The 23,661-nt window shown below is 57.2% G+C and carries 23 protein-coding genes; 13 read left to right on the forward strand and 10 right to left on the reverse strand.

What is annotated here, in order from left to right:
- Positions 1-75 precede the first annotated feature (75 nt).
- From C4J89_RS07810 to C4J89_RS07830, 5 genes are all read left to right on the forward strand, one after another.
- Positions 76-699, forward strand: coding sequence for a DUF5343 domain-containing protein (locus C4J89_RS07810; RefSeq protein WP_218565845.1), 624 nt, complete (start codon positions 76-78; stop codon positions 697-699).
- Position 700: 1 nt separating this feature from the next.
- Positions 701-1,285, forward strand: a complete 585-nt coding sequence (locus tag C4J89_RS07815) for a Swt1 family HEPN domain-containing protein (protein WP_124414161.1) — start codon at positions 701-703, stop codon at positions 1,283-1,285.
- Between the two features lie 153 nt (positions 1,286-1,438).
- On the forward strand, positions 1,439-2,941 hold the full coding sequence (gene drt5 / locus C4J89_RS07820) for an antiviral reverse transcriptase Drt5 (protein ID WP_124414162.1): 1,503 nt from the start codon (positions 1,439-1,441) through the stop codon (positions 2,939-2,941).
- 363 nt (positions 2,942-3,304) lie between these two features.
- The gene (locus C4J89_RS07825; protein ID WP_124414163.1) at positions 3,305-3,670 is read left to right on the forward strand and encodes a DUF6124 family protein; all 366 of its coding nucleotides are present in this window, start codon (positions 3,305-3,307) and stop codon (positions 3,668-3,670) included.
- Between the two features lie 147 nt (positions 3,671-3,817).
- The gene (locus C4J89_RS07830) at positions 3,818-4,036 is read left to right on the forward strand and encodes a hypothetical protein (protein WP_124414164.1); all 219 of its coding nucleotides are present in this window, start codon (positions 3,818-3,820) and stop codon (positions 4,034-4,036) included.
- 100 nt (positions 4,037-4,136) lie between these two features.
- Here C4J89_RS07830 and C4J89_RS07835 read toward each other — a convergent pair whose 3' ends face one another.
- Positions 4,137-5,324 (reverse strand): MFS transporter, encoded by a 1,188-nt coding sequence (locus C4J89_RS07835; RefSeq protein ID WP_124414165.1) that lies wholly within the window; start codon positions 5,322-5,324, stop codon positions 4,137-4,139.
- A gap of 482 nt (positions 5,325-5,806) precedes the next feature.
- Between C4J89_RS07835 and mqo the strand changes: the two genes are divergently transcribed.
- Positions 5,807-7,453 carry a malate dehydrogenase (quinone) gene (gene mqo, locus C4J89_RS07840; RefSeq protein ID WP_124414166.1) on the forward strand — a complete coding sequence of 549 codons (1,647 nt, stop codon included), beginning with the start codon at positions 5,807-5,809 and terminating at the stop codon, positions 7,451-7,453.
- Between the two features lie 63 nt (positions 7,454-7,516).
- On the opposite strand, the gene C4J89_RS07845 is transcribed toward mqo, so the two are convergent.
- A complete protein-coding gene (locus C4J89_RS07845; protein ID WP_124414167.1) occupies positions 7,517-8,353 on the reverse strand; it encodes a LysR family transcriptional regulator in 837 nt (278 codons plus the stop codon).
- A 97-nt stretch (positions 8,354-8,450) separates the two neighbouring features.
- Here C4J89_RS07845 and C4J89_RS07850 point away from each other — a divergent pair, with 97 nt between their 5' ends.
- Positions 8,451-9,350: a DMT family transporter gene (locus tag C4J89_RS07850; RefSeq protein WP_124414168.1), complete on the forward strand. Its 900-nt coding sequence runs from the start codon at positions 8,451-8,453 to the stop codon at positions 9,348-9,350.
- Between the two features lie 132 nt (positions 9,351-9,482).
- On the forward strand, positions 9,483-9,812 hold the full coding sequence (locus tag C4J89_RS07855; protein ID WP_124361829.1) for a YXWGXW repeat-containing protein: 330 nt from the start codon (positions 9,483-9,485) through the stop codon (positions 9,810-9,812).
- A 27-nt stretch (positions 9,813-9,839) separates the two neighbouring features.
- Here C4J89_RS07855 and C4J89_RS07860 read toward each other — a convergent pair whose 3' ends face one another.
- From C4J89_RS07860 to C4J89_RS07875, 4 genes are all read right to left on the reverse strand, one after another.
- Positions 9,840-10,235, reverse strand: coding sequence for a PIN domain-containing protein (locus C4J89_RS07860; protein ID WP_124414169.1), 396 nt, complete (start codon positions 10,233-10,235; stop codon positions 9,840-9,842).
- Entirely contained in the window at positions 10,232-10,489 is a 258-nt protein-coding gene (locus C4J89_RS07865) for an AbrB/MazE/SpoVT family DNA-binding domain-containing protein (RefSeq protein ID WP_124366304.1), read from the reverse strand. The genes C4J89_RS07860 and C4J89_RS07865 overlap by 4 nt, the downstream gene beginning before the upstream one ends.
- A 169-nt stretch (positions 10,490-10,658) precedes the next feature.
- Positions 10,659-12,032: a nucleotide 5'-monophosphate nucleosidase PpnN gene (gene ppnN / locus C4J89_RS07870; protein ID WP_124361832.1), complete on the reverse strand. Its 1,374-nt coding sequence runs from the start codon at positions 12,030-12,032 to the stop codon at positions 10,659-10,661.
- A 148-nt stretch (positions 12,033-12,180) separates the two neighbouring features.
- Complete coding sequence (locus C4J89_RS07875) at positions 12,181-13,005, reverse strand: aspartyl/asparaginyl beta-hydroxylase domain-containing protein (protein WP_124414170.1); 825 nt, start codon at positions 13,003-13,005, stop codon at positions 12,181-12,183.
- A 273-nt stretch (positions 13,006-13,278) separates the two neighbouring features.
- Here C4J89_RS07875 and fabV point away from each other — a divergent pair, with 273 nt between their 5' ends.
- A complete protein-coding gene (fabV, locus tag C4J89_RS07880; RefSeq protein WP_124414171.1) occupies positions 13,279-14,484 on the forward strand; it encodes an enoyl-ACP reductase FabV in 1,206 nt (401 codons plus the stop codon).
- 60 nt (positions 14,485-14,544) lie between these two features.
- Here fabV and C4J89_RS07885 read toward each other — a convergent pair whose 3' ends face one another.
- Positions 14,545-15,747: an anthrax toxin-like adenylyl cyclase domain-containing protein gene (locus C4J89_RS07885; RefSeq protein ID WP_124414172.1), complete on the reverse strand. Its 1,203-nt coding sequence runs from the start codon at positions 15,745-15,747 to the stop codon at positions 14,545-14,547.
- A 210-nt stretch (positions 15,748-15,957) separates the two neighbouring features.
- Between C4J89_RS07885 and C4J89_RS07890 the strand changes: the two genes are divergently transcribed.
- Complete coding sequence (locus tag C4J89_RS07890) at positions 15,958-16,581, forward strand: HAD family phosphatase (RefSeq protein ID WP_124361836.1); 624 nt, start codon at positions 15,958-15,960, stop codon at positions 16,579-16,581.
- Here C4J89_RS07890 and C4J89_RS07895 read toward each other — a convergent pair.
- On the reverse strand, positions 16,578-17,483 hold the full coding sequence (locus tag C4J89_RS07895) for a LysR family transcriptional regulator (protein WP_124361837.1): 906 nt from the start codon (positions 17,481-17,483) through the stop codon (positions 16,578-16,580). The two genes, C4J89_RS07890 and C4J89_RS07895, sit on opposite strands and share 4 nt — an antisense overlap.
- A gap of 103 nt (positions 17,484-17,586) precedes the next feature.
- On the opposite strand from C4J89_RS07895, the gene C4J89_RS07900 reads away from it, so the two are divergent.
- Positions 17,587-18,756, forward strand: coding sequence for an aspartate aminotransferase family protein (locus C4J89_RS07900; RefSeq protein ID WP_124414173.1), 1,170 nt, complete (start codon positions 17,587-17,589; stop codon positions 18,754-18,756).
- A gap of 16 nt (positions 18,757-18,772) precedes the next feature.
- Here the strand turns inward: C4J89_RS07900 and punR are convergent, their stop codons facing one another.
- On the reverse strand, positions 18,773-19,687 hold the full coding sequence (gene punR / locus C4J89_RS07905; protein ID WP_124414174.1) for a DNA-binding transcriptional activator PunR: 915 nt from the start codon (positions 19,685-19,687) through the stop codon (positions 18,773-18,775).
- Between the two features lie 122 nt (positions 19,688-19,809).
- On the opposite strand from punR, the gene punC reads away from it, so the two are divergent.
- Positions 19,810-20,988, forward strand: coding sequence for a purine nucleoside transporter PunC (gene punC / locus C4J89_RS07910; RefSeq protein WP_124414175.1), 1,179 nt, complete (start codon positions 19,810-19,812; stop codon positions 20,986-20,988).
- Positions 20,989-21,117: 129 nt separating this feature from the next.
- Here punC and C4J89_RS07915 read toward each other — a convergent pair whose 3' ends face one another.
- Positions 21,118-21,951: a nucleoside-binding protein gene (locus C4J89_RS07915; RefSeq protein ID WP_124414176.1), complete on the reverse strand. Its 834-nt coding sequence runs from the start codon at positions 21,949-21,951 to the stop codon at positions 21,118-21,120.
- Positions 21,952-22,108: 157 nt separating this feature from the next.
- Here C4J89_RS07915 and C4J89_RS07920 point away from each other — a divergent pair, with 157 nt between their 5' ends.
- Entirely contained in the window at positions 22,109-23,611 is a 1,503-nt protein-coding gene (locus tag C4J89_RS07920; protein ID WP_124414177.1) for a nucleobase:cation symporter-2 family protein, read from the forward strand.
- Positions 23,612-23,661 lie beyond the last annotated feature (50 nt).

The following is a 23,661-nucleotide window of genomic DNA, read 5'->3' on the forward strand; positions in this document are numbered from 1 at the left end:
AGACATCATGATGGCGGAAGAGTAGCGTTCGTTAAGAGCAAGCCTCATCCACGGTACGGACACTAGGAGAAAAAAGTGGCTAAAGCATACCCCGCCTTCATGAACGCGACAGGAAATATACCTCGAATTCTAGAAAAAATTAGAGTGGCTGCTACACCCGAACGGTTTACGCAAGACTATCTAGCGACAGAGTTAGGGTTTTCTGGAGGTGGCGCCAGAGCCTTTATTCCATTAGCAAAGAAGCTTGGCTTTTTAGGTAGTGATGGAACTCCAACAGAGTTGTATAAGCAGTTTCGTAACACTAATGCTGAAAAATCAAAGTCGGCTATGGCAAAGGCAATCAAGAATGCCTACCCAGATATATACGCCAGAAACGAGTATGCGCATAGCTTGAGTAAGGCCGACTTTGAAGGACTTGTTGTCGAAATCACAGGCATGGAAAAGGGAAATCCAAGCGTTCGGGCTGTAGTTGGAACTTTTGAAGCATTGAAATCGTTTGCTGACTTTTCAGTAGTTGCCTCACATGAAGAACGTGCGCCAATCGAGAAAAAAGTCATTGAGGATATAAGCTTTTCTGAGATGTCAGATGTGAAGCTTGGATTGTCCTACACCATAAATTTGGTGTTACCAAAGACAGATGACGTATCTGTCTTTAATGCGATTTTTCGTAGCCTTCGCGAAAACCTGTTGAAGAAATGAAATGGAAGATAAAATCAAGATTTTTGTGTTCTCTAACCAAATGGCTGAGCGTGCTTTAGATGGAGTAGAGAAAGGTTTGCAACTTGATCTTAATAGAGATCTTGGGATGGACGATGTGGAGGAGAAAGATCAGGATTATTATCCTCAGTTTACCCAGTCAATAAGGTCTCAAGCTCGTGAGATGGCCATCCATTATGAACTTTTTTATTGTTTGGAAGTTTCTATTCGTACGTTGGTTAAAGAGAAGTTGAAATCGGAGCTTGGTGCTAATTGGTGGGGCGCTGCTGAGGTGCCGGATTCAATAAAGAAGAATGTGAGGGATAATATTCAGCGGGAAATTGACTCATCTTTTACTCAGCGTTCTGATGATGAACTTGATTATACTACGTTCGGGGAGTTAGGGGAGATTGTACGAAAGAATTGGGCTCATTTTGGGGACGTTTTTGATAGTGAGAAGGCATTCAATAGAGTTATGAATAGTCTGAACCTTCTTAGAGGACCAATTGCTCATTGTAGTCCGTTGGCGGAGGACGAGGTTGTCAGGCTAAAACTTACTTTGCGAGATTGGTTTAGGCTGATGGAATAGTTGTTGTCAGATTTTTATCAGGCAATGGTCTGAGTTTATTGTGTTTGAGATTTTGCCTAATAAATAGTTCTCTAATGAGCTCAGTGTGTTTGCATGGTAGAGTATATTTAAAGGCTAAACCTAAAAACTTCGCTAAATACTAGGTATATGATTATGTCAAAAACCACGGATTTTTATGAAAAAGATTTTTGGTCTGGTTTGTTTCCAATGCAGACTAGTAGGTTAATGATTACGCTCAAAGAGAAAGAGCTTGAAAAATATGTGTACCAAAAAGTTTTGGCGGCTACCGAGCTGGCACATAACTTTTTGCCTCAACAGACTGTCTATGCCGATAAGTCAAATGGGCACCTTCGACGAACATTGAAGCTTGATCCCGTTGCTGAGTACTATTTGTACGATCTTGTATATAGAAATCGTGAGATTTTTAGAAAGCCGTTCTCTGATGTTAGGAAATCTTATGGATATAGATTCGAAAAGGGTGAAGTTATACCAATAAGTCAGGCTTATAGTTCTTTTAAGAAAGACGTTGCGGATAATTTGGCACGATTTAAGCATCACATAAGTTTTGATATAGCTGGTTATTTTAATAGTGTATATCACCATGATTTATCCCATTGGTTTTCCTCTTCGGATAAAGTCGATGTTGCGGATCAAGACGGCTTTGGTAAGTTCATGCGCGAAATTAACTCTGGCCGAAGTGTCGATTTTCTGCCTCATGGTTTGTATCCATCAAAGATGATTGGAAGTGAATTTTTAAAATTCACTGAGCAGTATGGTCAGTTGAAGAGCTCTGTGGTTTTACGGTTTATGGATGATTATCATATTTTTGATGATAATGAGGATAATATCAAAATAGATTTCATACAGATCCAGAAATTGCTTGGTCAAAAAGGGTTGAATGTTAATCCGCAAAAAACCCGAAAAAGCGTTCAGGATGTTGAAGTAAAAGCTTCGGAGATTCGCCAGGAATTATATGAGATAGTTGCAGTTCAAGTTGGTGTTTCTATCTTTGGGTCCGGCCATGAGCAGCCCGAGTATGAAGAAATTGAGGTGATACGTGATCTTTCGTCTGATCAAGTTGTTCAGTTGTTAGGATTACTCAAGGAAGATGCGTTGGATGACCACGATGCAGATTTCATTTTGAATGTTTTGAGGTTTCATTCAACGGATTTTTCTGAATATTTTTCTATATTGCTTGAGCGATTTCCGAGTCTTTCAAAAAGTATCTACTCTTCGCTCGGTTACCATAATGCGCTAACTGTTGCCGATAAGGCGCAGTTGTCAATAGCGATTTATGAGTATATCGAAAAATCTAACTATGTTTCGGAGTTTCAGTTGTTTTGGCTCGCAACTATGGCTGAAGAGTATTTGTTTGCTACTGATTTGTATGGTCGAATATTGAATCAGTTGTATATGCTTAGTTCTAATAGTGTAATTTCTCGTGCGAAAATATTAGAGATTCCTGAGCAGAAGTTTGGGCTGAAGGAGTTGAGAGATGAGCATTTGAAGAATGGGAGTTCTAATTGGTTATCTTGGGCTTCTGCTTTTGGAACTAGAAGTCTTAAAAAAGGCGAGCGGAACTACGGTTTGGATTATTTTTCTAAGGGGTCAGATCTGAATTTTTTGATATCTTCATGTGTTAAGGAGATCGAATAGTACGACGTGTGACAGATTTAAAATTATTCGTTTGTAAAGGAAATTAAGTTATAAGTCAGGCCACTATCTCGCTAGGATTTTTCCTACACCTATTTCGGCTTGCCCCTCAGACCACCCCTAGCTAACCTCCTCAAGCCGCTGCCAATCCAGCGGCCGGATGTGGAAGTCCGTACCAAGCTAAGACGCAATCGTCACAAACACCTATCGGCGTTTTTTTACGTCTGTATCATGTGTTTCGGCGGCTGTGCGCGGGGCACTTCGGTGCGCCGGGTCCTTAGCCCTGGTCTTCCACACCTGCGTACAGCTGCCACCTCTCATGTGGAAGTGAGACTGGTAGTTCCTGAATAGTTAAGGAGCTTCGCCATGTACAAGGTCACACCTAATCCGCCTTATGCTTCAAACGCGGCATCCTCTGATCCAAAGCTTCAAGCCGCAGCCCAGCGGGCAATCCATCATCACTTGCCCCCATCCGACGACGCTGCACCTGCCGAACACCCAAGCAACAACCTCTTCCTCGTAAACCCAACCATCGACCCCGAAACCCTCCTGGCCAACGCCGCCGAAAACCTAGCATCCGCCAACGAAATGGCCGCCACCCTGGCGTTCAACCTCGACGACTCCCAACGAGCCATCGCCCTGGGCATCCAGCAGTTAATCGAGTTGAGCGCATTGCTCGTAGACCGAGCCCAAGAACAAGTTGCGCCTGTAACCAAATCAGTCAAAGCCTGACAACCAACCCTGCCGCCTTCCCCCAAGGCGGCAACCTGAACTCATGCTGTCCCGCAGCAAAGTTTCATAATTCCCTGCACCGTTGAGGTCTACGATTCCCTGCAAGAGAGGACCCCCAGCGCCTCCAGCCCACAGGGAACTGAAACCATGATTTCGAACCTCTTCAAAGTCGCAATGATCACCGGCACGTTGTTATTGAGCGCTTGTTCATCTTCGCCGGCCGTGAGCAGCGACCCGTGCTTCTCAGGCGGATGCCAGGCATTTGGTGACCACAGCCCCAGCAAAGCCGCCAAGATGAATTTTGGTGGCAGTGGGCTGGGGAGTAGTTATGGGGAGTATGGGGCGGGGTTGTTGCATGATGATTGATGGGGTGGTGGGGCAGTTATTGGTGTATTGACTGGCCTATTGCTATCGGGGGCAAGCCCCCTCCCACATTGGATCTATGATCGGCGCGAAACGTGTGGCGTTAGTTGCCGCCCTTCATACGGCGCGCAATCAGGTAGAGGCCCAATCCGATGAGGGCCGTCACCGCGCCGATGTAGCCGGTGCTGGTCCAGCCAAACCCGGCGGTAATCGCCATGCCGCCAAACCACGGCCCCAGCGCGTTCGCCAGGTTGAAGGCGGCGTGGTTGGACGCTGCCGCCAAACTCGGGGCTTCGTGGGCGATGTCCATCAGGCGGATTTGCAACGGCGCCGCCAGGGCGATCATGGTGCCGACGAGGCCGATGCCCAGCAGTACGCTCCACAGCGAACTGGCGGCGAAGGTGAAGAAGATCAGTACGGCCATCGACCACACCAGAATCCAGCCCACCGCGCGAAATTGCATGCGATCAAACAGCTTGCCGCCGGCGATGTTGCCGATGATGCCGCCCATGCCAAACGCGGCGAGGCCGAAGGGGATCCATTGCGGTGAAACCTTGGTCACTTCCAGCATGGTTGGCGCCAGGTAGCTGAATACGCAGAACATGCCGGCAAACCCGATCGCGCCGATGGACAGCGCCATCCACACTTGGGGTTTGGTGAAGGCGCGCAGTTCCTTGCGCGGGTCACTGCGTTCTTCATCGTGGCGATGGGGCACAAATTGCCAGACGAGGGCGATGGTGCACAGGGCGATCACGCTGACCAGGGCGAACGCCGAGCGCCAGCCCAGGTGTTGGCCGAGGAAGGTGGCGATGGGGTTGCCGAGCAGCATGGCCAGGGTCAGGCCCATCATCACTCGGGCCACGGCGCCGGCGCGTTTGTCGCTGGGCACCATGCTGGAGGCGACCACGGCGGCGATGCCGAAGTAGGCGCCGTGGGGCAGGCCGCTGATAAAGCGGAAGGCCACCAGCGAGCCGAAGGTGGGGGTGAAGGCGGTGGCGAGGTTGCCCAGGGCATAGAGGCCCATCAGCAATAACAGCATGTGTTTGCGCAGCAGTTTGGCGCCGAGGATGGCCAGCAGCGGGGCCCCGACCATCACGCCCAGGGCGTAGGCGCTGATGGCGTGGCCGACCTGCGGCTCGCTCAAGCCCAGGTTCTGGGCGATGTCGGGCATCAGGCCCATGATGGCGAATTCGCCGGTGCCGATTGCGAAAGCGCCCACGGCCATGGCCGCTTCCATTTTGGCGGCATTGCGCGCGGGCAGGACGTGCCCGGGTGTTGGGTGGGTAGACATGAATGGCTCTGTTTGGATGAGGTGTACGAAAGACAATCGCCGATGCTACGCATGGGACGGTGAGGGTGTCTAGAACAGCCAGGCGCATGAGAGTTCCGGGCCTGTGACCCCAGGTCGCGGCTGGCTGCCTTGACACCTGCGCGAGAAAACCCGCGATTTAAAGGTGTCAATTGGCCAAACGGCGCATAAACGTGGTTTGGCGTGATATTCTGCGCGCCGTCTTGGTCTAGTCTTTCCTTGGTGCGTACACCCGTATACGTCCCAGCGGTTGGCTGTCGCCCAGGTAGCTGAAGCCAATAATGATAAGAAGTCAGCGCAGAAGGGACATAACAGTGAGGTCGATCCATCGGCCTTGTGTGCCCACCCTGCAGTCCTCAAGTGAATGTGTAGGCCCCGCGGTACGTTGCCTGGCGTAGCGTGATCGAGGGTCACCCATGATCAGGGGCGGTAGGGCGGATGGCGTTTTATCATAGGTGCTACTGATGTTTAAGAAAGTAAACACTGCCCTGCTGGGGCTGGCTTTGTCGATGGGGATCACGTCCGTTCACGCGGAAGAGGCAAAGAAAGTCGATGTGCTGCTGATCGGCGGCGGCATCATGAGTGCAACCCTGGGTGTCTGGCTCAACGAGCTGGAACCGGGCTGGTCGATGGAAATGGTCGAGCGCCTCGATGGCGTGGCCGAAGAAAGCTCCAACGGCTGGAACAACGCCGGTACCGGTCACTCGGCACTGGCTGAGCTGAACTACACCCCGGAAGACAAGAACGGCAATGTTGAGATCCCCAAAGCGGTCGAGATCAACGAAGCGTTCCAGATTTCCCGTCAGTTCTGGTCCTGGCAGGTTCAGCAGGGCGTGTTGAAGAACCCGCGTTCGTTCATCAACTCCACACCGCATATGAGTTTTGTGTGGGGCGATGACAACATCAAGTTCCTGAAAAAACGCTACGAAGCGCTGAAGGCGAGCCCGCTGTTCGCGGGCATGCAGTACTCCGAAGACCCGGCCCAGATCGCCAAGTGGGTTCCGCTGATGATGGAAGGGCGTGACCCGAACCAGAAAATCGCGGCCACCTGGACCCCGATCGGCACCGACGTGAACTTCGGCGAGATCACCCGCCAGTTCGTTGCCCACCTGCAGACCACCCCTAAGTTCGACCTGAAGCTGTCGAGCGAAGTGCAGGACATCACCCGTAACGAAGACGGTTCGTGGCGTGTGAGCTACAAAAACCTCAAAGATGGCACCAAGACTGAAACCGACGCCAAGTTCGTGTTCATCGGCGCCGGCGGCGGTGCCCTGCACCTGCTGCAGAAATCCGGTATTCCGGAAGCCAAGGAATACGCCGGCTTCCCGGTAGGTGGTTCGTTCCTGGTGACCGATAATCCGACCATCGCCGAGCAGCACCTGGCCAAGGCCTACGGCAAAGCGTCGGTCGGTTCGCCGCCAATGTCGGTTCCGCACCTGGACACCCGCGTGCTGGATGGCAAGCGCGTGATCCTGTTTGGCCCATTCGCGACCTTCTCCACCAAGTTCCTGAAAGAAGGCTCGTACCTGGACCTGCTGACCAGCACCACCACCCACAACATCTGGCCAATGACCAAAGTCGGTATTCGTGAATACCCGCTGGTCGAGTACCTCGCCGGCCAACTGATGCTGTCGGATGACGACCGCTTCAAGGCACTGCAAGAGTACTTCCCGAACGCCAAGCAGTCCGACTGGCGCCTGTGGCAAGCCGGCCAGCGTGTGCAGATCATCAAGCGTGACGAAGAGCAGGGCGGCGTCCTGAAACTCGGCACCGAAGTGGTCAGCTCCGCCGACAACTCCATCGCCGGCCTGTTGGGTGCATCGCCAGGCGCGTCCACCGCGGCTCCGATCATGCTGACCGTGCTGCAAAAGGTGTTCAAGGACAAGGTTGCCAGCCCGGCCTGGCAGGAAAAGCTGCACCAGATCGTGCCAAGCTACGGCACCAAACTGAACGACAGCCCTGAAGCGGTTGCCAAGGAATGGGCCTACACCGCCGGTGTGTTGCAACTGACCCCACCGCCAGCGATTCCGCAACTGGCGGCTCCACAGGCCACCGAGGCTGCCAAGCCTGCGGCTGAGCCAAGCAAGCCGGCGTCTGATTTGGCGCTGTAAGCTACGCGTAAGCAAAAGCCCGCTGAACCGGTGACGGTCAGCGGGCTTTTTTGTGCGCGGCGTTCAGACCCTGAAGTGCCTGACTTGCTCGTACAGATGCAGGGCCAGCGCGTTAGCGGTGTCGCACAGCAGATACAGATGCTGTGCGGGGAGGGCCGGCAGTTGCGTGATTTGCCTCAGCCCTTCGCCCATGCGGCTCTCCTCCATCAGGCCCACGGCCACGCCGCTGCGCACGCAAGCTTCTACCGCCGATGAGTTAGGGCTTTCCAGCAATACGCGATGGTAAATCCCGTGATCTTTCAGCGCCTGTAACGCCGCCGCGCGGTACGGGCAACCGGCGATAGGCACGGTGATCGGCAGCGGCGCGTTGGGTGGGTAACTGAACTGCTCGGCGGCGACCCACAGCGGTTGCACAGGCCCCAGGCGCTCACCCTGTGCTAGTGGGTGCGCACTGACGGTGATGACCAGGTCCAACTGGTTTGCCGTGAACAGATTCAACAGTTCGCCACTGGTCCGCGCCTCGATTTCCAGTTCCAGCAGCGGGTTGTCGGCGATCAGCCCCGGCAGGAATGTGTGCATAAAGGCAGGTGCGTAGGTGTCGGGCACGCCCAGGCGGATCTTGCCCTGCATGCGCTGGGGCATCAGCGAGATCAGCAGGCGGTCATGGCTTTTGAGGAATTCGGTGGTTTCGCCCAACAGTTTCCTGCCGTACAGCGTCAGATCCACGCCCTGGTTACTGCGGCTGAACAAGCGTTGGCCGACCTGGTCTTCCAGCTTCTGAATCTGCGTCGTCACGGTGGACGCGCTGCGGTGCACATGTTCGGCTGCTTCGTTGAAGCGGCCAAAGCGTGCGACGGCGTGAAAGGTGCGCAACAGATCGATATTCAGTTGTTTGACCATGGTTCTACTAATACGGATTAGTGATGCAGGTTATTCAAATATACAGAAGAGTCCTCCTTCCCTAGCCTTGAAGTCAACTACACAGGCTGGAGGCTGCATGAAGCGATCAACCCTGGGATTGCTGCTCTTGCAAGGGGCGTTTGTTCTGTCATGGAGTTCGGGCTATATCGGCGCGAAGTTGGGCACACAAGGCAGCGGTGCGTTCAACCTGCTGTTCTGGCGATTTTTGTTGGTATCGCTGTGCCTGGGAGCGTTCTTGAACGTCAGGTTGCTGAAGGTGACCTGGGCGCAGATTCGCCATTACGCCATCATCGGCTGCCTGTCGCAGTTTCTGTACCTGAGCTGCCTCTATGTGGCGATCCAGAACGGCTTGCCGCCGGGCATTGCCGCGATCATCGCGGCGTTGCAGCCGTTGATGACCGCCGCATTGTCGACGGGCAGCACAACTGAGCGCAGCGGCGGCTGGCAATGGGTGGGGCTCATGGTCAGCTTTGCCGGCGTAGCGATCGTGATCGCCGGGCAGTACAGCAATGGTGGCGAAGAGGTTGGCCTGGCCATGTATGGGCTGCCACTGGTGGCGGCGCTGGGGCTGACGCTGGCGACCTTGTACGAGCGCCGTTCGCAGCAGAGCAAGCAGGCCGGCTTGCTCATGCCGCTGTTTATCCAATCGCTGCTGACGTTGATCGGCTTCACCGGCGCGGTGCTTTATACCGATACCTTGAGCATTCCCCATGACGCCGACGTACTGGTTTCGATTGTATGGCTGACGGTGTTTTCCACCTTTGCCGCCTACTTGAGCCTCTGGCGGCTGCTGCGCGTGATGACGGCTACTCGGGTTGCGGCGTTGGTCTATCTGGAGCCTCCGGTCACCCTGGTATGGGCGGCGCTGATGTTCGGCGACGAAATCCATGTTTCGACCTATACCGGCATTGCCGTAGTGATTGCCGGGTTACTGTTGTTGCGCCTGAAGCGACCGACCGTCGCCTGCACGACTTGAGGCCTTGAGGGTTCAGCAATCTGACAGACATCTCCTGTTAAAAAATAACTCAAGCCCAAGCAGGAGCCCGGCTGGAACACAGGGGATTTCTTTCTGATGCAGGTACAGGGCGTTAACGCCCGAGGGTTTTGTATGTTGCTACGTTATGCGGCAATGGCGGCGGTAGTCGTCGCGGCATCCGGGTGTGTGCAAGAGCGCGTCGTGCATGAACGCCGGCCGGTACAACGTGAGTATGTGGAAGTCGTGGCGCCGCAACCGCCGCCGGTGCAGGTGATCGAAGTCGAGCCGGCGGTACGCGAAGGTTATATCTGGTCACGCGGTTACTGGCGTTGGGAAGGTGGGCGCTATGTAGCGGTGCACGGCCATTGGGAGCCGGTACGCGTGGGCTATCGCTATGTGCATCCGCATTGGGTGCAGCGCAACGATGGTTATCATTGGCAGGGCGGTGGCTGGGTTCGCTGACCGAGCGGCCTCTCCCCAAAAGACGGCCTAGCCGATCCGTTTCATGCCCGCTGCCTTGACCGCATTCAGGTCGAAGGTGGCGGTGTACTCGCAGCCGGCCGCGTGGGCGCAGCGTTCGATCAGGCAGTCGGCGAAGTCTGCTTTGTTCGCAACGAACTTGCGCAGTGCCTGCCAGACGACATCGGCGTGCTCGACAGTGAGCTCGCGCGTATGCAAAAGGGTTTCCAGCACCATCACCACATCGCTTTTTGCCGACTGGTAGCAGGCCTGCAGCACCCATACCAATTCCACAAGGGTCACCAGGCTGACAAAGCCCGGTGACGCGGCGCTCAATGATTCGATCAGTCGCGACGCCTTGGCGGATTGACCGGGCTCATCCTGGGTGACATAGCGCACCAGCACGTTGGTATCCAGGCCGATCATCCCGCGTTTGCTCCCTGTGCCGCGATGGCCCGGTTCATGTCCTCGATGGACACGGCAGTGGCAGGCTTGCGAATCAGCCCCTTGAGATCGGTGACGGTTTTGCTCGCGGCGATCATGGAAAACTTGCCGTCTTCCATTTCGACGAATTCCACCCGGTCGCCTGTTTCCAGGCCGAGGGCCGTCCTGACCTGGACAGGGATGGTGATTTGCCCTTTTGAAGTAAGTGTGGCGGTTGCCATAGTGAAGACCTCCATCGTGATGCTCCTTACCCTAGGGTAAGGAGCGATCGAGGACAATATCCGTTGGTCCATAGGGTGCTCGCAGAAGTGGGTGAGTCGGTACTAAACCCTAGTCCGAACTCTCGATCCCCACACCTGTGATCACGCGCCAAACCGATACAAACTATGACGGCTCGGCGCTGGCTCACTGCACCACGCGGTAACACGGCACATACGCTGCTCCGCCCGGCAATTTCATCCGGTGCTGGGCGACGAAGGCCTTTAGCAATTCATCCAGTGGTTTCATGATCGCCGGGTCGCCGTGGATTTCGTACGGGCCCTTTTCTTCGATCAAACGAATGCCTTTGTCCTTCACATTACCCGCCACAATCCCCGAGAACGCGCGACGCAGGTTGGCCGCCAGTTCATGGGGCGGCAGCGCATGGGTCAGTTGCAGGCTGGCCATGTTTTCGTGGGTCGGGTCGAAGGGGCGCTGGAAGCCTTCGTCGATCTTCAACAGCCAGTTGAAGTGGAATGCGTCGTTGCGCTCGCGACGGAACTGTTTGACCGCCTTGAGCCCTGCGGTCATCTGGCGCGCGACTTCGGCCGGGTCGTCGATGATGATCTGGTAATGCTTCTGCGCCGCTTCGCCGAGGGTCGCGCCGACGAACGCATGCAGTTGTTCCAGGTAAGGCGCCGCATGTTTGGGCCCGGTCAGCACGACCGGGAACGGCAGGTCGCGGTTGTCCGGGTGCATCAGGATGCCCAGCAGGTAGAGAAATTCCTCGGCCGTACCGGCGCCGCCGGGGAAGATGATGATGCCGTGACCGACGCGCACGAAGGCTTCGAGGCGTTTCTCGATGTCCGGCAGGATGACCAGCTCGTTGACGATCGGGTTGGGCGCTTCGGCGGCGATGATGCCTGGCTCGGTCAGGCCCAGGTAGCGGCCGCCGGTGATGCGCTGTTTGGCGTGGGAAATAGTCGCGCCTTTCATCGGACCTTTCATCACGCCGGGGCCGCAGCCGGTGCACACGTCGAGGCTGCGCAAGCCCAGTTCGTGGCCGACCTTCTTGGTGTATTTGTATTCTTCGGTGTTGATGGAGTGGCCGCCCCAGCACACGACGATCTTGGGTTCGACACCCGCGCGCAGCGTACGGGCGTTGCGCAGCAGATGAAACACGTAGTCGGTGATGCCTTGGGAGTTGCTCAGGTCGATGCGCTGGCTGTCCAGCTCGTTCTCGGTGTAGACGATGTCACGCAAGGCGCTGAACAGCATTTCGCGGGTGCTGGCGATCATTTCGCCATCGACGAAGGCATCGGCCGGGGCGTTGAGCAGCTCCAGGCGCACGCCGCGGTCCTGCTGGTGGATACGCACTTCGAAGTCTTTGTAGGCGTCGAGGATGGTCTTGGCGTTATCGATATGCGCGCCGGTGTTGAGGATCGCCAGGGCGCATTGGCGGAACAGGGCGTAGATGCTGCCGCTGCCGGCTTCACTCAGTTGCTGGACTTCACGTTGGGACAGGGTTTCGAGGCTGCCCTTGGGGCTGACGGAGGCATTGATCACTTGACGTTGGGGCATTCTGGTTCCTTGAAAGCACAGCCATCGCACCCGTAAAGGCGCAATGGCTTGAGAATGAGGCGCGCCGTATACGGTCGCACGAGACGGTTATTTACCTCACGCACAAGGCCGAGTGCAAATACCGTCCAGCACCATCATGCCGCAGAACTTACTGGATCAGCTTCCAGTTTTTGTAGAAAACCCGACGCAGGGTGAACACCAGGCCGGCAAACCCCGAGATCACGGCGTTCAACACGGAGGGCACCGGGGTCGGTCGCACAATATCGATGAACAGGCAGTAACGTTTCGCATCGTTCTTGTTAAAGGATGCATGCATCAGCGTGTCATCGAAGATGAACAGCGGGTCGTCGTGCCAATAGTGCTTGTGCTTGCCCACCTGGATATACACACCCTCGTGATGCGGCGCCGGCGCCATGTTGTAGAGCACGCGGAACATCATGCGCAACGGGCCGAAATGGAAGGACGTCGAGCGATTCTCGTTGAACACCGACACGCCGATCGTCTTCACGAATGGCAGTTTCCTGCGCAGTTGCGGGATGTCCAGGGCGGTTTCGATCGGACGACCGTACCACTGGAAAAACAACATGCCGCGTTTCTTCTCGGCCATGCGTGCGTCCAGGTAGTTGATGATTTCTTCCTTGCGGGCCATGGCGTCGTCGATGACCTGTTGCAGATCTTCGCGCCAGGCGGGCGGCAGGTCGTCCAGGGTGTAGACATGACGGTTGCGGCGGCTCAGCAGGTCGAACAGGGTGTTGAACGGCGCCAGGATCCAGGTGTTGCGGCCGTTGCCGATGAAATATTTCTTGAAGGTAGCGCGGTCATACAGGCCATTACGCATGAAGTCATACAGACCGCAAACCACCACCAGCAGTAAAAACGCCAGGCTGGTGCGCGGAAAACAGGCGATAAACAGTAAAACGCCGAGCACCCAGGCGAGGGATATCAGCTTTTTACCCACGGCATTTTTGCTCATGAAACGCGGCTCCAGGCCTGAAACATAATGAAACAATTTCGTCATGATAGAGCTTTATGGCGCGCGCAGGCGTTTTAAATAGTTCGAAAATTGTGAAGTCGCTGCACAATTTGTAACTGGCCCCAGAGGCAAGCGGGTTTGGGTGGATTGAATTTTGAGAACGGAAGATTTGCGACTATCGTGACGCTTCGGTTTTTCGGACGTCATAGACCGGTACGATTGAAGTTGAATGGCCAACACTGGCCTTCGGCACCTTGGAAGAGGCAGAATTTTATGATCATCAAACCGCGGGTTCGTGGCTTTATCTGTGTGACCGCTCACCCTGTTGGCTGTGAAGCGAACGTCAAAGAGCAGATCGACTACGTAACTAGCTGCGTATCTAAAAGCGGCGCCATCGAAGGCGGTCCAAAGAAGGTGCTGGTCCTCGGCGCTTCCACTGGTTACGGCCTGGCCGCGCGCATCAGTGCCGCGTTTGGCTGCGGTGCCGACACCCTGGGCGTGTTTTTTGAAAAAGAAGGCGAAGAAGGCAAGCTGAGCTCCGCTGGCTGGTACAACAGCGCGGCGTTCGAGAAGTTTGCCGTGGAAAAAGGCCTGTACGCCAAGAGCATCAACGGCGACGCGTTTTCCGATGAGATCAAGCGCCTGACCATCGACACCATCAAGAAAGACCTGGGCAAGATCGACCTGGTGGTCTACAGCCTGGCCGCGCCACGCCGTACCGACCCGCAAGGCGTGGTGCACACTTCCACCCTCAAGCCGATCGGCAAGGCCGTGACCCTGCGCGGTATCAACACCGACAAGGGCGTCGTGGTCGACACCACCCTGGAGCCTGCCACCCAGGAAGAAATCGACGGCACCGTCAAAGTGATGGGCGGTGAGGACTGGCAGCTGTGGATCGACGCCCTGCGTGACGCCGATGTACTGGCTGAAGGCGCCAAGACCACCGCGTTCACCTACCTCGGTGAGAAGCTGACCCAGGACATCTACTGGAACGGTTCCATTGGCGAAGCCAAGAAAGACCTGGACAAGAAAGTCCTGACCCTGCGCGACAACCTCGCTGCGCTCAAGGGCGACGCCCGCGTGTCGGTACTCAAGGCCGTGGTCACCCAGGCCAGCTCGGCGATCCCGATCATGCCGCTGTACCTGTCGCTGCTGTTCAAGGTGATGAAAGAGCAGGGCACCCACGAAGGCTGCATCGAGCAGGTCTACGGCCTGTTCAAAGACAGCCTGTACGGCAAAGAGCCCAAGCTCGATGCTGACGGCCGCCTGCGCGCCGACCTGGCCGAGCTGGAGCCGAAGGTCCAGGACGCCGTGGCCGCGCTGTGGAACCAGGTGACTGACGACAACGTTAACGAAATCAGCGATTTCGCCGGTTACAAGGCTGAGTTCCTGCGTTTGTTCGGTTTTGAAGTCGACGGCGTGGACTACGACGCGGACGTGAACCCGACCGTCAAGATCAACGGTCTGGTCCAGGCATAAGCGCTATCACTGTGGCGGCTTGATAATCGACTTATCAAGCCGCTTTTTGCTGCTCAGCTGTCAGGCTTGCCTGGAACCAGACAGGCGCTGTTTTGCCAGGGTGAAGTCTGACCGCCTCACATTCACCACCTCCTTCTCCCATAGCGGATTGAGCGGCACGTGATAACCGCTGTCCTTGGCGGTCTTTATCAGCTCAGCCATTTCCCTGCTGTCATGGATGATACTGATCTCATCGAATCTACCTAGCTTTGCCGGCAGGAAGAAAGTCGCCGGGTAGTTTGCTGCCACGTCCGTCGCAGGGCTGCCTGAGTCTGCATTGTGATGGACCACCCGCTCCGCGTCGCCGACCAGCTTTCGATTGATGATTCCGATCATTTCCTCTATTCGCGGCGTGATATTGCCGAGATCGGGGTTTTCCTTGTGATAGAAATGAGCGGCATTTTCAAAGTCCGCCGATAACTCCCGTGGAACTTGCTGGTAGTGGCTAACCCGATCCCTGAAGACACTGTGGGCGATATCGGGTACCGGCAGCTTATCCTGGGCGCCAAAGTCACTTAGGTGAGGCGCGATCATGTGCAGGTCATAGTCGGCGGTCAAGGCCTTGCCCTCTAGCTGCTTGGCCAGCACGTGCAGCACCTTGCCGTTGTGCGTAATCAGATAGTTGTCGTCGCCAGGCGTGGCGGGATGGGCTTGGAATGCATAATGCTGCCGACTTGGCCCGCGAGCGCTCAATTGCAGCGTGCCATCACCTCCGCGAGCTGCCAGCCCAGTGATTTGGCCAAGTTTTACCAGCTCGTCAATGCGATGACGCGAGAGTTTCAAGGGGATCGGGACTGCATGGCCTTGCTCGATGCAGTCCAGGATCTTCGCGTTGGCGTTAGCCACTGTTTCCGGTGATTTGTGCGCGAACTGTTCGAGCTTGCTAAATGCCTGGTCCGTACAGATCAAGCCGGACTGTGGCCCCCAATTGGCACTTTTGCCTTTGATATGAAAGTCCTTGGTGGGGTGCCCGGCTTCTATCAGCCCTGTGGCCACGGATTCGACCGGGCGTATGCCGATGATGGAGTTGGTAGCTGCCGCTATCCGTTGCAAGGGGGCGAGGTGGCTCGACACTATTCCGGTTCGCGCTTTTGCCTGGTCGATCAGTGCATGCGGGGCATCGACCTCCGACGTAGTGCTGGCCTGCACAAGCGCCTGGTTACGTTGCAGTACTTCCAGACTGAGCGCAGAAGGTGATGTTACAGCGGTAATCATGGCAATCATTGGAATACCTCTACGTCACGTTTTTTTGCGACCGTATTGATGATTCCTTTCAGTCATGGATTTCCCTGAGAGCGAAGCTCACCTTAAACGATGCTTTCGGCGATGTGAGTGGGCGTTTCACTTTTCAGAACGGTCCTACCGTGGCTTACCTTTTGCTGTTTGCTCCGGCATGCAAGACTGCGTCATCCATGTGCGCAAACAGGAGGACCCATGACGATTCGTGCAGTCGTGTTTGATTTCGGCGGTGTGTTGTTTGACTGGAACCCGCAACATCTGTACCGCAAGCTCATTACCGACGAGCAAAAGCGGCAATGGTTTCTCGACAATATCTGCACCCAGGCCTGGAACACCGAACAGGATGCTGGCCGCACCCTCGCCGAAGCCACCCGCCACCTGATTGAGCAACACCCCGAACATCAGAGCCTGATCCAGGCTTATTACGAGCGCTGGCACGAGATGCTGCGTGGTGAGTTGCCCGAAGGTGTCGCAATTCTCACTGCGTTGCATCAAGCGAATATGCCGCTGTTCGGGCTGACCAACTGGTCGGCGGAAACCTTCCCCTATGCCCGCGAACACTACCCGTTCCTCCAGGTTTTCCGCGATATCGTCGTATCGGGCCAAGTGAAACTGGTCAAGCCTGACCCGGCGATCTACCATGCCAGCCTCGATCAGGTGCGCGCCCATTTGCCGGATGTCCAGCCTGGTGAAGTGGTGTTCATCGATGACGTTGCCAGTAATGTCGAAGCGGCCGTCGCTCTTGGTTGGCAGGGGATTCACCATGTGTCGGCCGAGCGTACCGCCGCACGTCTGCGCGAGTTGGGGGTGGGCTTCTAGCGCGCCCACTTCTCCATGGCAAAGTCGACGAAGGCGCGCAGCTTGGGCAAGCGGTAACGGTCTTGGCGATACAGCAGATGCATGGGGCGGCTGGACAGTTGATAGCTGGTCAGCAAGGCTACCAACTTGCCGCTCTCCAGGTCCTGCTGCACCAGGGCATCGGCCAGCATGCTGATGCCCATCCCATTGACGGCCGCCTGGCGCAAGCCCTGCGAGCTGTTGATGGTCAATGAGCCGGAGACCGGAACCTCTACCTCGCCGTCCTCGTCGGTCATGCGCCACAGCTTGTCGGTGTCGCGCCAGTTGTCGTTCGCCGGATAGGCGAACGCCAGGCAGTTGTGGTGCCGCAAGTCATCGGGCGTCGACGGCGTGCCGCGTCGCGCCAGGTAATCAGGCGACGCGCAGAGGGTCAGGGTGTAATCCTGCAGTGGCCGGGCGATCAGGCTGGAGGTTCCCAAGTCGCCGAGACGGATTGCCACGTCGAAGCCGCTGTCGACCAAGTCCATCCGCTCATTGCTCAGCACCACGTACAGGTCGATCTGCGGGTAGCGCTGGGAAAATTCGCTCAAGGCCGGCACCAGGCGTTCGCTGCCGAATACCGGTGGCACGGTAATACGCAGGCAGCCTTTGGGCGTTTCGCTGTGGATCTGCTCCGCCAGCAGTTCGGAGTCGGCCACCAGCCCGAGCACCTCAAGGCAGCGCTGGTAATACTCCCCGCCGAATTCCGTGAGGCTTTGTTTGCGCGTGGTGCGCTTGAGCAGGCTGACCCCCAGGCGCTGCTCCAGCGCGCGTAGGTGATTGCCGACCATGGTGGTCGACATTCCGCATTCCTGTGCGGCGGCGGTCATGCTGCCGGTCTCCACGACTTTCACGTACACCGACATTGCCTGGAACACATCCATTATCAAGCCCTGGTTCAAAGTCATTGCAGGAATGTGCAGTTTATCCAGCACGGGTGGCTAACGATACTGCACCCATCCTCACGATGCACTGGAGCTTGCCACCATGACCGCCGCCTGCCTGATGACCACGTATCAACCTTTGGCCCTGAGCTTCACCCGTGGTCTGGGTACGCGCCTGTGGGACCAGCAGGGCCGTGAATACCTCGACGCGGTGGCCGGTGTGGCGGTGACGAATGTGGGCCACTCCCACCCAAGGCTGGTGGCGGCGATCCGTGAGCAAGCGGGCCTGCTGCTGCACACCTCCAACCTCTACAGCATCGATTGGCAGCAGCAGCTGGCCCGGCGCCTGGCTCAGCTATCCGGCCTGGACTGCGCGTTCTTCAACAACTCCGGCGCCGAAGCCAACGAGACGGCGCTGAAACTGGCACGCTTGTATGGCTGGAAAAAAGGCATTGAAGAGCCCTTGGTGGTGGTGATGGAGAACGCCTTCCACGGGCGTACCCTCGGCACCATGGCGGCCAGTGACGGGCCCTCGGTGCGCCTGGGTTTCCAGCGTTTGCCGGGGGATTTTCTCAAAGTCGGGTTTGGCGATCTGGTGGCCCTCGAAGCCATTACTGACCAATTCGGCACACGTATAGCGGCCGTGCTGCTGGAACCGATCCAGGGCGAAAGTGGCGTGTTGCCCGCGCCGCCCGGCTACCTGAAAGCCCTGCGCGATCACTGCACGCGCCACGGCTGGCTGATGATGCTGGATGAAATCCAGACCGGCATCGGCCGCACCGGCGCCTGGTTTGCCTTCCAGCACGAGGGCATTACCCCGGACGTGATGACCCTGGCCAAAGGCCTCGGCAACGGCGTACCCATTGGCGCCTGCCTGGCCCGGGCCGCCGTCGGCCAGTTGTTTACCCCCGGCAGTCACGGCAGCACCTTTGGCGGCAACCCCTTGGCCTGCCGGGTGGGCTGCACGGTGCTGAACATCATTGAAGAGCAAGGCTTGCTGCATAACGCTGCGCAACAAGGTGCACGGCTGCTGGCGCGGTTGCGGGTGGAATTGAGCGAGCATCCGCAGGTAGTGGCGATTCGGGGGCAGGGCCTGATGATCGGCATCGAACTGGCTCGCCCGTATCGCGATCTGGCCCAGCGTGCGGCGCAGGAGCATGGGCTGCTGATTAACGTGACGCGCGGCAAGATCATCCGCCTGCTGCCACCGCTGACGCTGGATGCCAAGGAAGTCGAGATGATCGTAAGGGCGATCACCCGTTTACTTGAGTAAAACCCGATCAAAACCTTTAAAGGTCACTCCCGTTCAGCCATTCCTGGTTCATGGTTTCGGTATCTCCCAGGTATTCCAACAACCACGTCATCGCCGGCGACAGTTTGTTCTGCGCCCACGCCACGCACGAGGGGCTGGCGGGGAAGGGCCGGTGCAGTTGCAGCGCCACCAGCTCACCGCGCTCGATCCATGGCAGCACCTGATGCGCCGGGGCCATGCCGACGCACAAGCCATCACGCAGGCAATCGAGCGCCGAGGACCAGTTGGGCACCACCAGGCGCCGCTGGTTATCCAGGGTCCAGGTATCGCGCTTGGGCAGGTTGCGTGAGGTGTCGGTCATGCACAGGGATGCATATGGGCGAAGTTGATCGTCACTGAGCAGGCCTTCTATCGCCGCCAAGGGATGCCTGGCGCTGACCACGCACAGCCAGTTCAACAGGCCCATGTCGCGGAATGTGAAGTGGCTGGCCACCGGCACCGCGCTGGTGGCGCCGATCACAATGTCGGTGCGCTCATCCGCCAGGGCGTCCCACACGCCGTTGTACACCTCGTACTCCAGCAGCAATTCCACTTCGGGAAACTGTCGATAAAAATCCAGCACCAGTTGCCGACAGCGCTGCGGCTTGACGATGGAATCCACTGCCACCTTCAATTGCCCGCTCCAGCCATTGGCCACCTGCTGGCACAAGCGCCGTGTGCCGAGCATTTTTTTCATTACGCCACGGGCTTCGTCTATAAACAGCCGGCCGGCGGGCGTCAGCTCCACGTCACGGTGGCGCCGTATGAACAGCGGCACCGCCAGCCATTCCTCGAGTTGACGCACCGTATAGCTGATGGCCGACGGTACGCGATGCAGTTCCTGAGCGGCGGCACTGAAGCTGCCGTGGCGTGCGACGGCATCGACCACATCCAGGGAGTATTCGGACCACATGGCGGCTGCCTTCAAAATTATTGATAAGAGTGTCCAATTATTATCGCTTCACAGGAAAACTGTCAGCTTCATAATGGGCGCCAGTCAGCAAATAGTTTGATGGCAGGATCCACAAGGCTTCAATGAAAAATTCTTTTGGTTTCACTTGGTATCTGGCGGGGCTGAGCATGCTCGGTTATCTCGCCATGGACATGTATTTGCCGGCGTTTGGCGCCATGGGCGCGCAACTGCAGATTGGCGCCGGGGCCGTGGGCGCCAGCTTGAGTATTTTCCTCGCCGGGTTTGCGCTAGGGCAGTTGCTGTGGGGGCCATTGTCCGACCGGCTCGGGCGCAAGCCGGTGCTGCTTACGGGGCTGAGCCTGTTTGTACTGGGGTGCCTGGGCATGTTCTGGGTGCAGACCGCGCCGCAGCTGTGGGCGCTGCGTTTTATCCAGGCGATCGGTGTGTGTTCCGCCGCCGTGAGTTGGCAGGCGCTGGTGATTGATCGCTACCCGGCCGACAAGGCGCACCGCGTGTTTGCCAGCATCATGCCGCTGATGTCGCTATCGCCGGCCCTGGCGCCGCTGTTGGGCGCGATGGTGTTGAATCACTTTGGCTGGCAGGCGATTTTCGGCGTATTGCTGGGCGTGTCGCTGCTCTTGCTGCTGCCGACCGTGTTCCTGCGTAGCGCGCCGAAGCGCCAGACGGACGCACCGGTGCGCCTGGGCTATGCACAGCTGCTCACTTCACGGGTATTTACCGGCAACGTCATGATATTTGCCGCCTGCTCCGCCAGTTTCTTTGCCTGGTTGACCGCTTCGCCATTTATCCTTGGCGGCATGGGTTACAGCCCGAATGACATCGGCCTCAGCTACGTGTTGCCGACCCTGGCGTTTCTGGTCGGCGGCTACAGTTGCCGCAGCGCCTTGCAACGTTTGCCGGGCAAGACCCTGCTGCCGTGGCTGCTCGCGTTCTACTGCCTGAGCATGGTGGCGCTGTATCTGGTTGCAACCCTGACCGTGCCGACCCTTACTACCTTGCTGATTCCGTTCTGCCTGATGGCGCTGTGCAACGGTGCCAGCTACCCGATCGTGGTAGCGAATGCGCTGATGCCCTTTGCGGAAAATTCCGGCAAGGCGGCGGCGCTGCAAAATACCCTGCAGTTGGGCTTGTGCTTTCTTGCCAGCTTGTTGGTGTCCTCCATGATCGAGCAGCCGTTGTTGATTACGGTAATTGTGATGCTGGCGACCGCGCCGCTCGCTGTGCTGGGTTATTGGCTGGCGCGACCGAAGGCTCGGCGTTCAAAACTTGCAAGCGCATGAACTGACAGTACGGTCAAAAATGTGGGAGGGGGCTTGCCCCCGATAGCGGTGTATCAGTGCCAGCTAGGCTAGCTGACCCACTGCTATCGGGAGCAAGCCCCCTCCCACATTTGTATTGTGTTTCTTCAGTTAGAACGTCACTTCCAGATTCACCGTCGGCGTTGATGTGCGGCTCCCCCGGCCACCGTCCACGCCGAACTTGTTATGCCAGTACTCGTAGCCCACGCCCAGGTACAGGTTCGGTTTGACGCTCTTGCCCGGCCGCACCGCCACCATCAGCGCGGTGCGCATCAGGGCTTCCGGCGCTGTATCGCGGCCATGATAATCCTCGCCTTTCTCCCCCACGTAATTGATGAAGCCCTGGAATTTCGCCGCGTGGTTGGCGATCTCGAACGGGCGCATCCATGTCAGGTTGAGCATGTAAGTGTCGTCAAAGGTGTGGTTCGATTCCCGCGCGCCGGGAATGCCTGTGTGGTTCTTTTCCTTGTAGTACATCAGGCCCAGGTCCAGCACACCGACGGTATTGAATTTCAAGGTGGGGCCGACGACCAGGGCGCGTTTTTTGGCGGAAGCGACGTTGTTGTTGCGGTTGGCATCAAAACCCAGCGTCAGCGCGTAGTCCTTGATCAGCCCGGTGCCCAGCGGCGTGTCGAATACCCGTGAGGCATACAGTTGGTGCCGGTACACCGCGTACACCTCGCTGCCACCGTGGTCGGTGCCCTTGCGCGGGTCGTTGCTGTCAGACAGGAACACATCGAGATTCAGAAAATGGCTGCCGTACTGGTAGCCGCTGGCGTGGGTGAAGCTGTAGATGCGCTTGCTGAAGTCGTCGGGGTTGTTCGGGTTGGTGAAGTGCTGACCGTAGCGAAACCCCAGGCTGTTGTTCATCCACTCCACTGCGACAGCCTCCCCGCCGCCGAGGAGAGTCAATGCGACGGTTGCGCCCTGCAATGCCTTTTTCATTCTGTTGGCTCCTTTGGCGTTCTGGCTCATGACGGCCGGATTGTTTTTGTAACGCCGCGGCAGGGTATCTTGTCTGAACGATTGTATACAACTCTATGGACATACAGTCTGAACATTGCATACAGTGAGCGCACAACAAAAACAGAGACCCCTCACCATGACTATCCCGAAGGCGTCACCGCAGCGGCCCGAAGATGAAAATCTAGGCGTCGCCGCCAACATGGCTTACGGCCTGCAGCATGTGCTCACCATGTACGGCGGCATCGTTGCTGTACCGTTGATCGTCGGCCAGGCGGCCGGGTTGTCACCTGCGGATATTGGCCTGTTGATCGCCGCGTCACTGTTCGCCGGCGGCCTGGCCACGCTGTTGCAAACCCTTGGCCTGCCGTTCTTCGGTTGTCAGCTGCCGCTGGTGCAGGGCGTGTCGTTCGCGGGTGTGGCGACGATGGTGGCGATCGTCGGCAGCGACGGGGCAGGGGGCGTGCCGGCGATTCTCGGCGCGGTGATGGCCGCGTCGTTCATTGGTTTGTTGATCACTCCGGTGTTTTCACGCATCACCCAGTTTTTCCCGCCGCTGGTGACCGGTATCGTGATTACCACCATCGGCCTGACCCTGATGCCCGTGGCGGCGCGCTGGGCCATGGGCGGCAACAGCCGCGCGGCGGATTTCGGCAGCATGTCGAATATCGGCTTGGCTGCACTGACGTTGGTGCTGGTGTTGCTGTTGAGCAAAATCGGCAGCGCAGCCATCTCGCGCTTGTCGATTTTGCTCGCGATGGTGATCGGCACAGTGATCGCGGTGTTGTTGGGTATGGCCGACTTCTCCGCCGTCACCCAGGGGCCCATGTTCGGTTTTCCCACGCCCTTCCATTTCGGCATGCCGACCTTTCATGTGGCGGCGATTATTTCCATGTGCATCGTGGTGATGGTCACGCTGGTGGAGACCTCGGCGGACATCCTGGCGGTGGGCGAGATCATCGACACTAAAGTTGACTCCAAACGCCTCGGCAATGGCCTGCGCGCCGACATGCTGTCGAGCATGTTCGCGCCGATCTTCGGCTCCTTCACGCAAAGCGCATTCGCCCAGAACGTCGGCCTGGTGGCGGTCACCGGGGTGAAGAGTCGGTTCGTGGTGGCAACGGGCGGGGTGTTCCTGGTGGTGCTGGGCTTGCTGCCGTTCATGGGCCGGGTGATTGCCGCCGTGCCCACATCGGTGCTTGGCGGGGCCGGCATTGTGCTGTTCGGCACGGTGGCAGCCAGCGGTATTCGCACGCTGTCCAAGGTGGACTATCGCAACAACATGAACCTGATCATCGTGGCCACCAGTATCGGTTTCGGCATGATCCCCATCGCTGCCCCCAGTTTCTATGACCAGTTTCCCAGCTGGTTCGCGACCATTTTCCATTCGGGCATCAGCTCATCGGCGATCATGGCGATCTTGCTGAACCTGACTTTCAACCATTTCACCGCCGGTAACTCGGACCAGCAATCGGTATTCGTGGCAGGCACTGAGCGCAGTTTGTGCTTTCGCGACGTGGCGGCGCTGCGCGATGGGGATTACTACCGAGGTGGGAAGTTGTTCGATGCCGAGGGTAAGGAGATTCCGCTGGTGGCGGATACTTTGAAGAAAGCCGCAAAGCCCGAGACCACTGAGGTTTGAATGTGGGAGGAAGTAAGGCCTGATGCCAGTCTGTAGGAGCGAGCTTGCTC

This window comes from Pseudomonas sp. R4-35-07, from assembly GCF_003852235.1.
In the GTDB taxonomy this organism is placed as follows: Bacteria; Pseudomonadota; Gammaproteobacteria; order Pseudomonadales; family Pseudomonadaceae; genus Aquipseudomonas.

Bases quoted from the DNA above. Each gene is read 5' to 3' on its own strand.
- C4J89_RS07815 (WP_124414161.1), top strand. From the start codon at position 701: ATGGAAGATAAAATCAAGATTTTTGTGTTCTCTAACCAAATGGCTGAG.
- drt5 (WP_124414162.1), top strand. From the start codon at position 1,439: ATGTCAAAAACCACGGATTTTTATGAAAAAGATTTTTGGTCTGGTTTG.
- C4J89_RS07825 (WP_124414163.1), top strand. From the start codon at position 3,305: ATGTACAAGGTCACACCTAATCCGCCTTATGCTTCAAACGCGGCATCC.
- C4J89_RS07830 (WP_124414164.1), top strand. From the start codon at position 3,818: ATGATTTCGAACCTCTTCAAAGTCGCAATGATCACCGGCACGTTGTTA.
- C4J89_RS07835 (WP_124414165.1), bottom strand. From the start codon at position 5,324: ATGTCTACCCACCCAACACCCGGGCACGTCCTGCCCGCGCGCAATGCC.
- mqo (WP_124414166.1), top strand. From the start codon at position 5,807: ATGTTTAAGAAAGTAAACACTGCCCTGCTGGGGCTGGCTTTGTCGATG.
- C4J89_RS07845 (WP_124414167.1), bottom strand. From the start codon at position 8,353: ATGGTCAAACAACTGAATATCGATCTGTTGCGCACCTTTCACGCCGTC.
- C4J89_RS07850 (WP_124414168.1), top strand. From the start codon at position 8,451: ATGAAGCGATCAACCCTGGGATTGCTGCTCTTGCAAGGGGCGTTTGTT.
- C4J89_RS07855 (WP_124361829.1), top strand. From the start codon at position 9,483: ATGTTGCTACGTTATGCGGCAATGGCGGCGGTAGTCGTCGCGGCATCC.
- C4J89_RS07860 (WP_124414169.1), bottom strand. From the start codon at position 10,235: ATGATCGGCCTGGATACCAACGTGCTGGTGCGCTATGTCACCCAGGAT.
- C4J89_RS07865 (WP_124366304.1), bottom strand. From the start codon at position 10,489: ATGGAGGTCTTCACTATGGCAACCGCCACACTTACTTCAAAAGGGCAA.
- ppnN (WP_124361832.1), bottom strand. From the start codon at position 12,032: ATGCCCCAACGTCAAGTGATCAATGCCTCCGTCAGCCCCAAGGGCAGC.
- C4J89_RS07875 (WP_124414170.1), bottom strand. From the start codon at position 13,005: ATGAGCAAAAATGCCGTGGGTAAAAAGCTGATATCCCTCGCCTGGGTG.
- fabV (WP_124414171.1), top strand. From the start codon at position 13,279: ATGATCATCAAACCGCGGGTTCGTGGCTTTATCTGTGTGACCGCTCAC.
- C4J89_RS07885 (WP_124414172.1), bottom strand. From the start codon at position 15,747: ATGATTGCCATGATTACCGCTGTAACATCACCTTCTGCGCTCAGTCTG.
- C4J89_RS07890 (WP_124361836.1), top strand. From the start codon at position 15,958: ATGACGATTCGTGCAGTCGTGTTTGATTTCGGCGGTGTGTTGTTTGAC.
- C4J89_RS07895 (WP_124361837.1), bottom strand. From the start codon at position 17,483: ATGGATGTGTTCCAGGCAATGTCGGTGTACGTGAAAGTCGTGGAGACC.
- C4J89_RS07900 (WP_124414173.1), top strand. From the start codon at position 17,587: ATGACCGCCGCCTGCCTGATGACCACGTATCAACCTTTGGCCCTGAGC.
- punR (WP_124414174.1), bottom strand. From the start codon at position 19,687: ATGTGGTCCGAATACTCCCTGGATGTGGTCGATGCCGTCGCACGCCAC.
- punC (WP_124414175.1), top strand. From the start codon at position 19,810: ATGAAAAATTCTTTTGGTTTCACTTGGTATCTGGCGGGGCTGAGCATG.
- C4J89_RS07915 (WP_124414176.1), bottom strand. From the start codon at position 21,951: ATGAAAAAGGCATTGCAGGGCGCAACCGTCGCATTGACTCTCCTCGGC.
- C4J89_RS07920 (WP_124414177.1), top strand. From the start codon at position 22,109: ATGACTATCCCGAAGGCGTCACCGCAGCGGCCCGAAGATGAAAATCTA.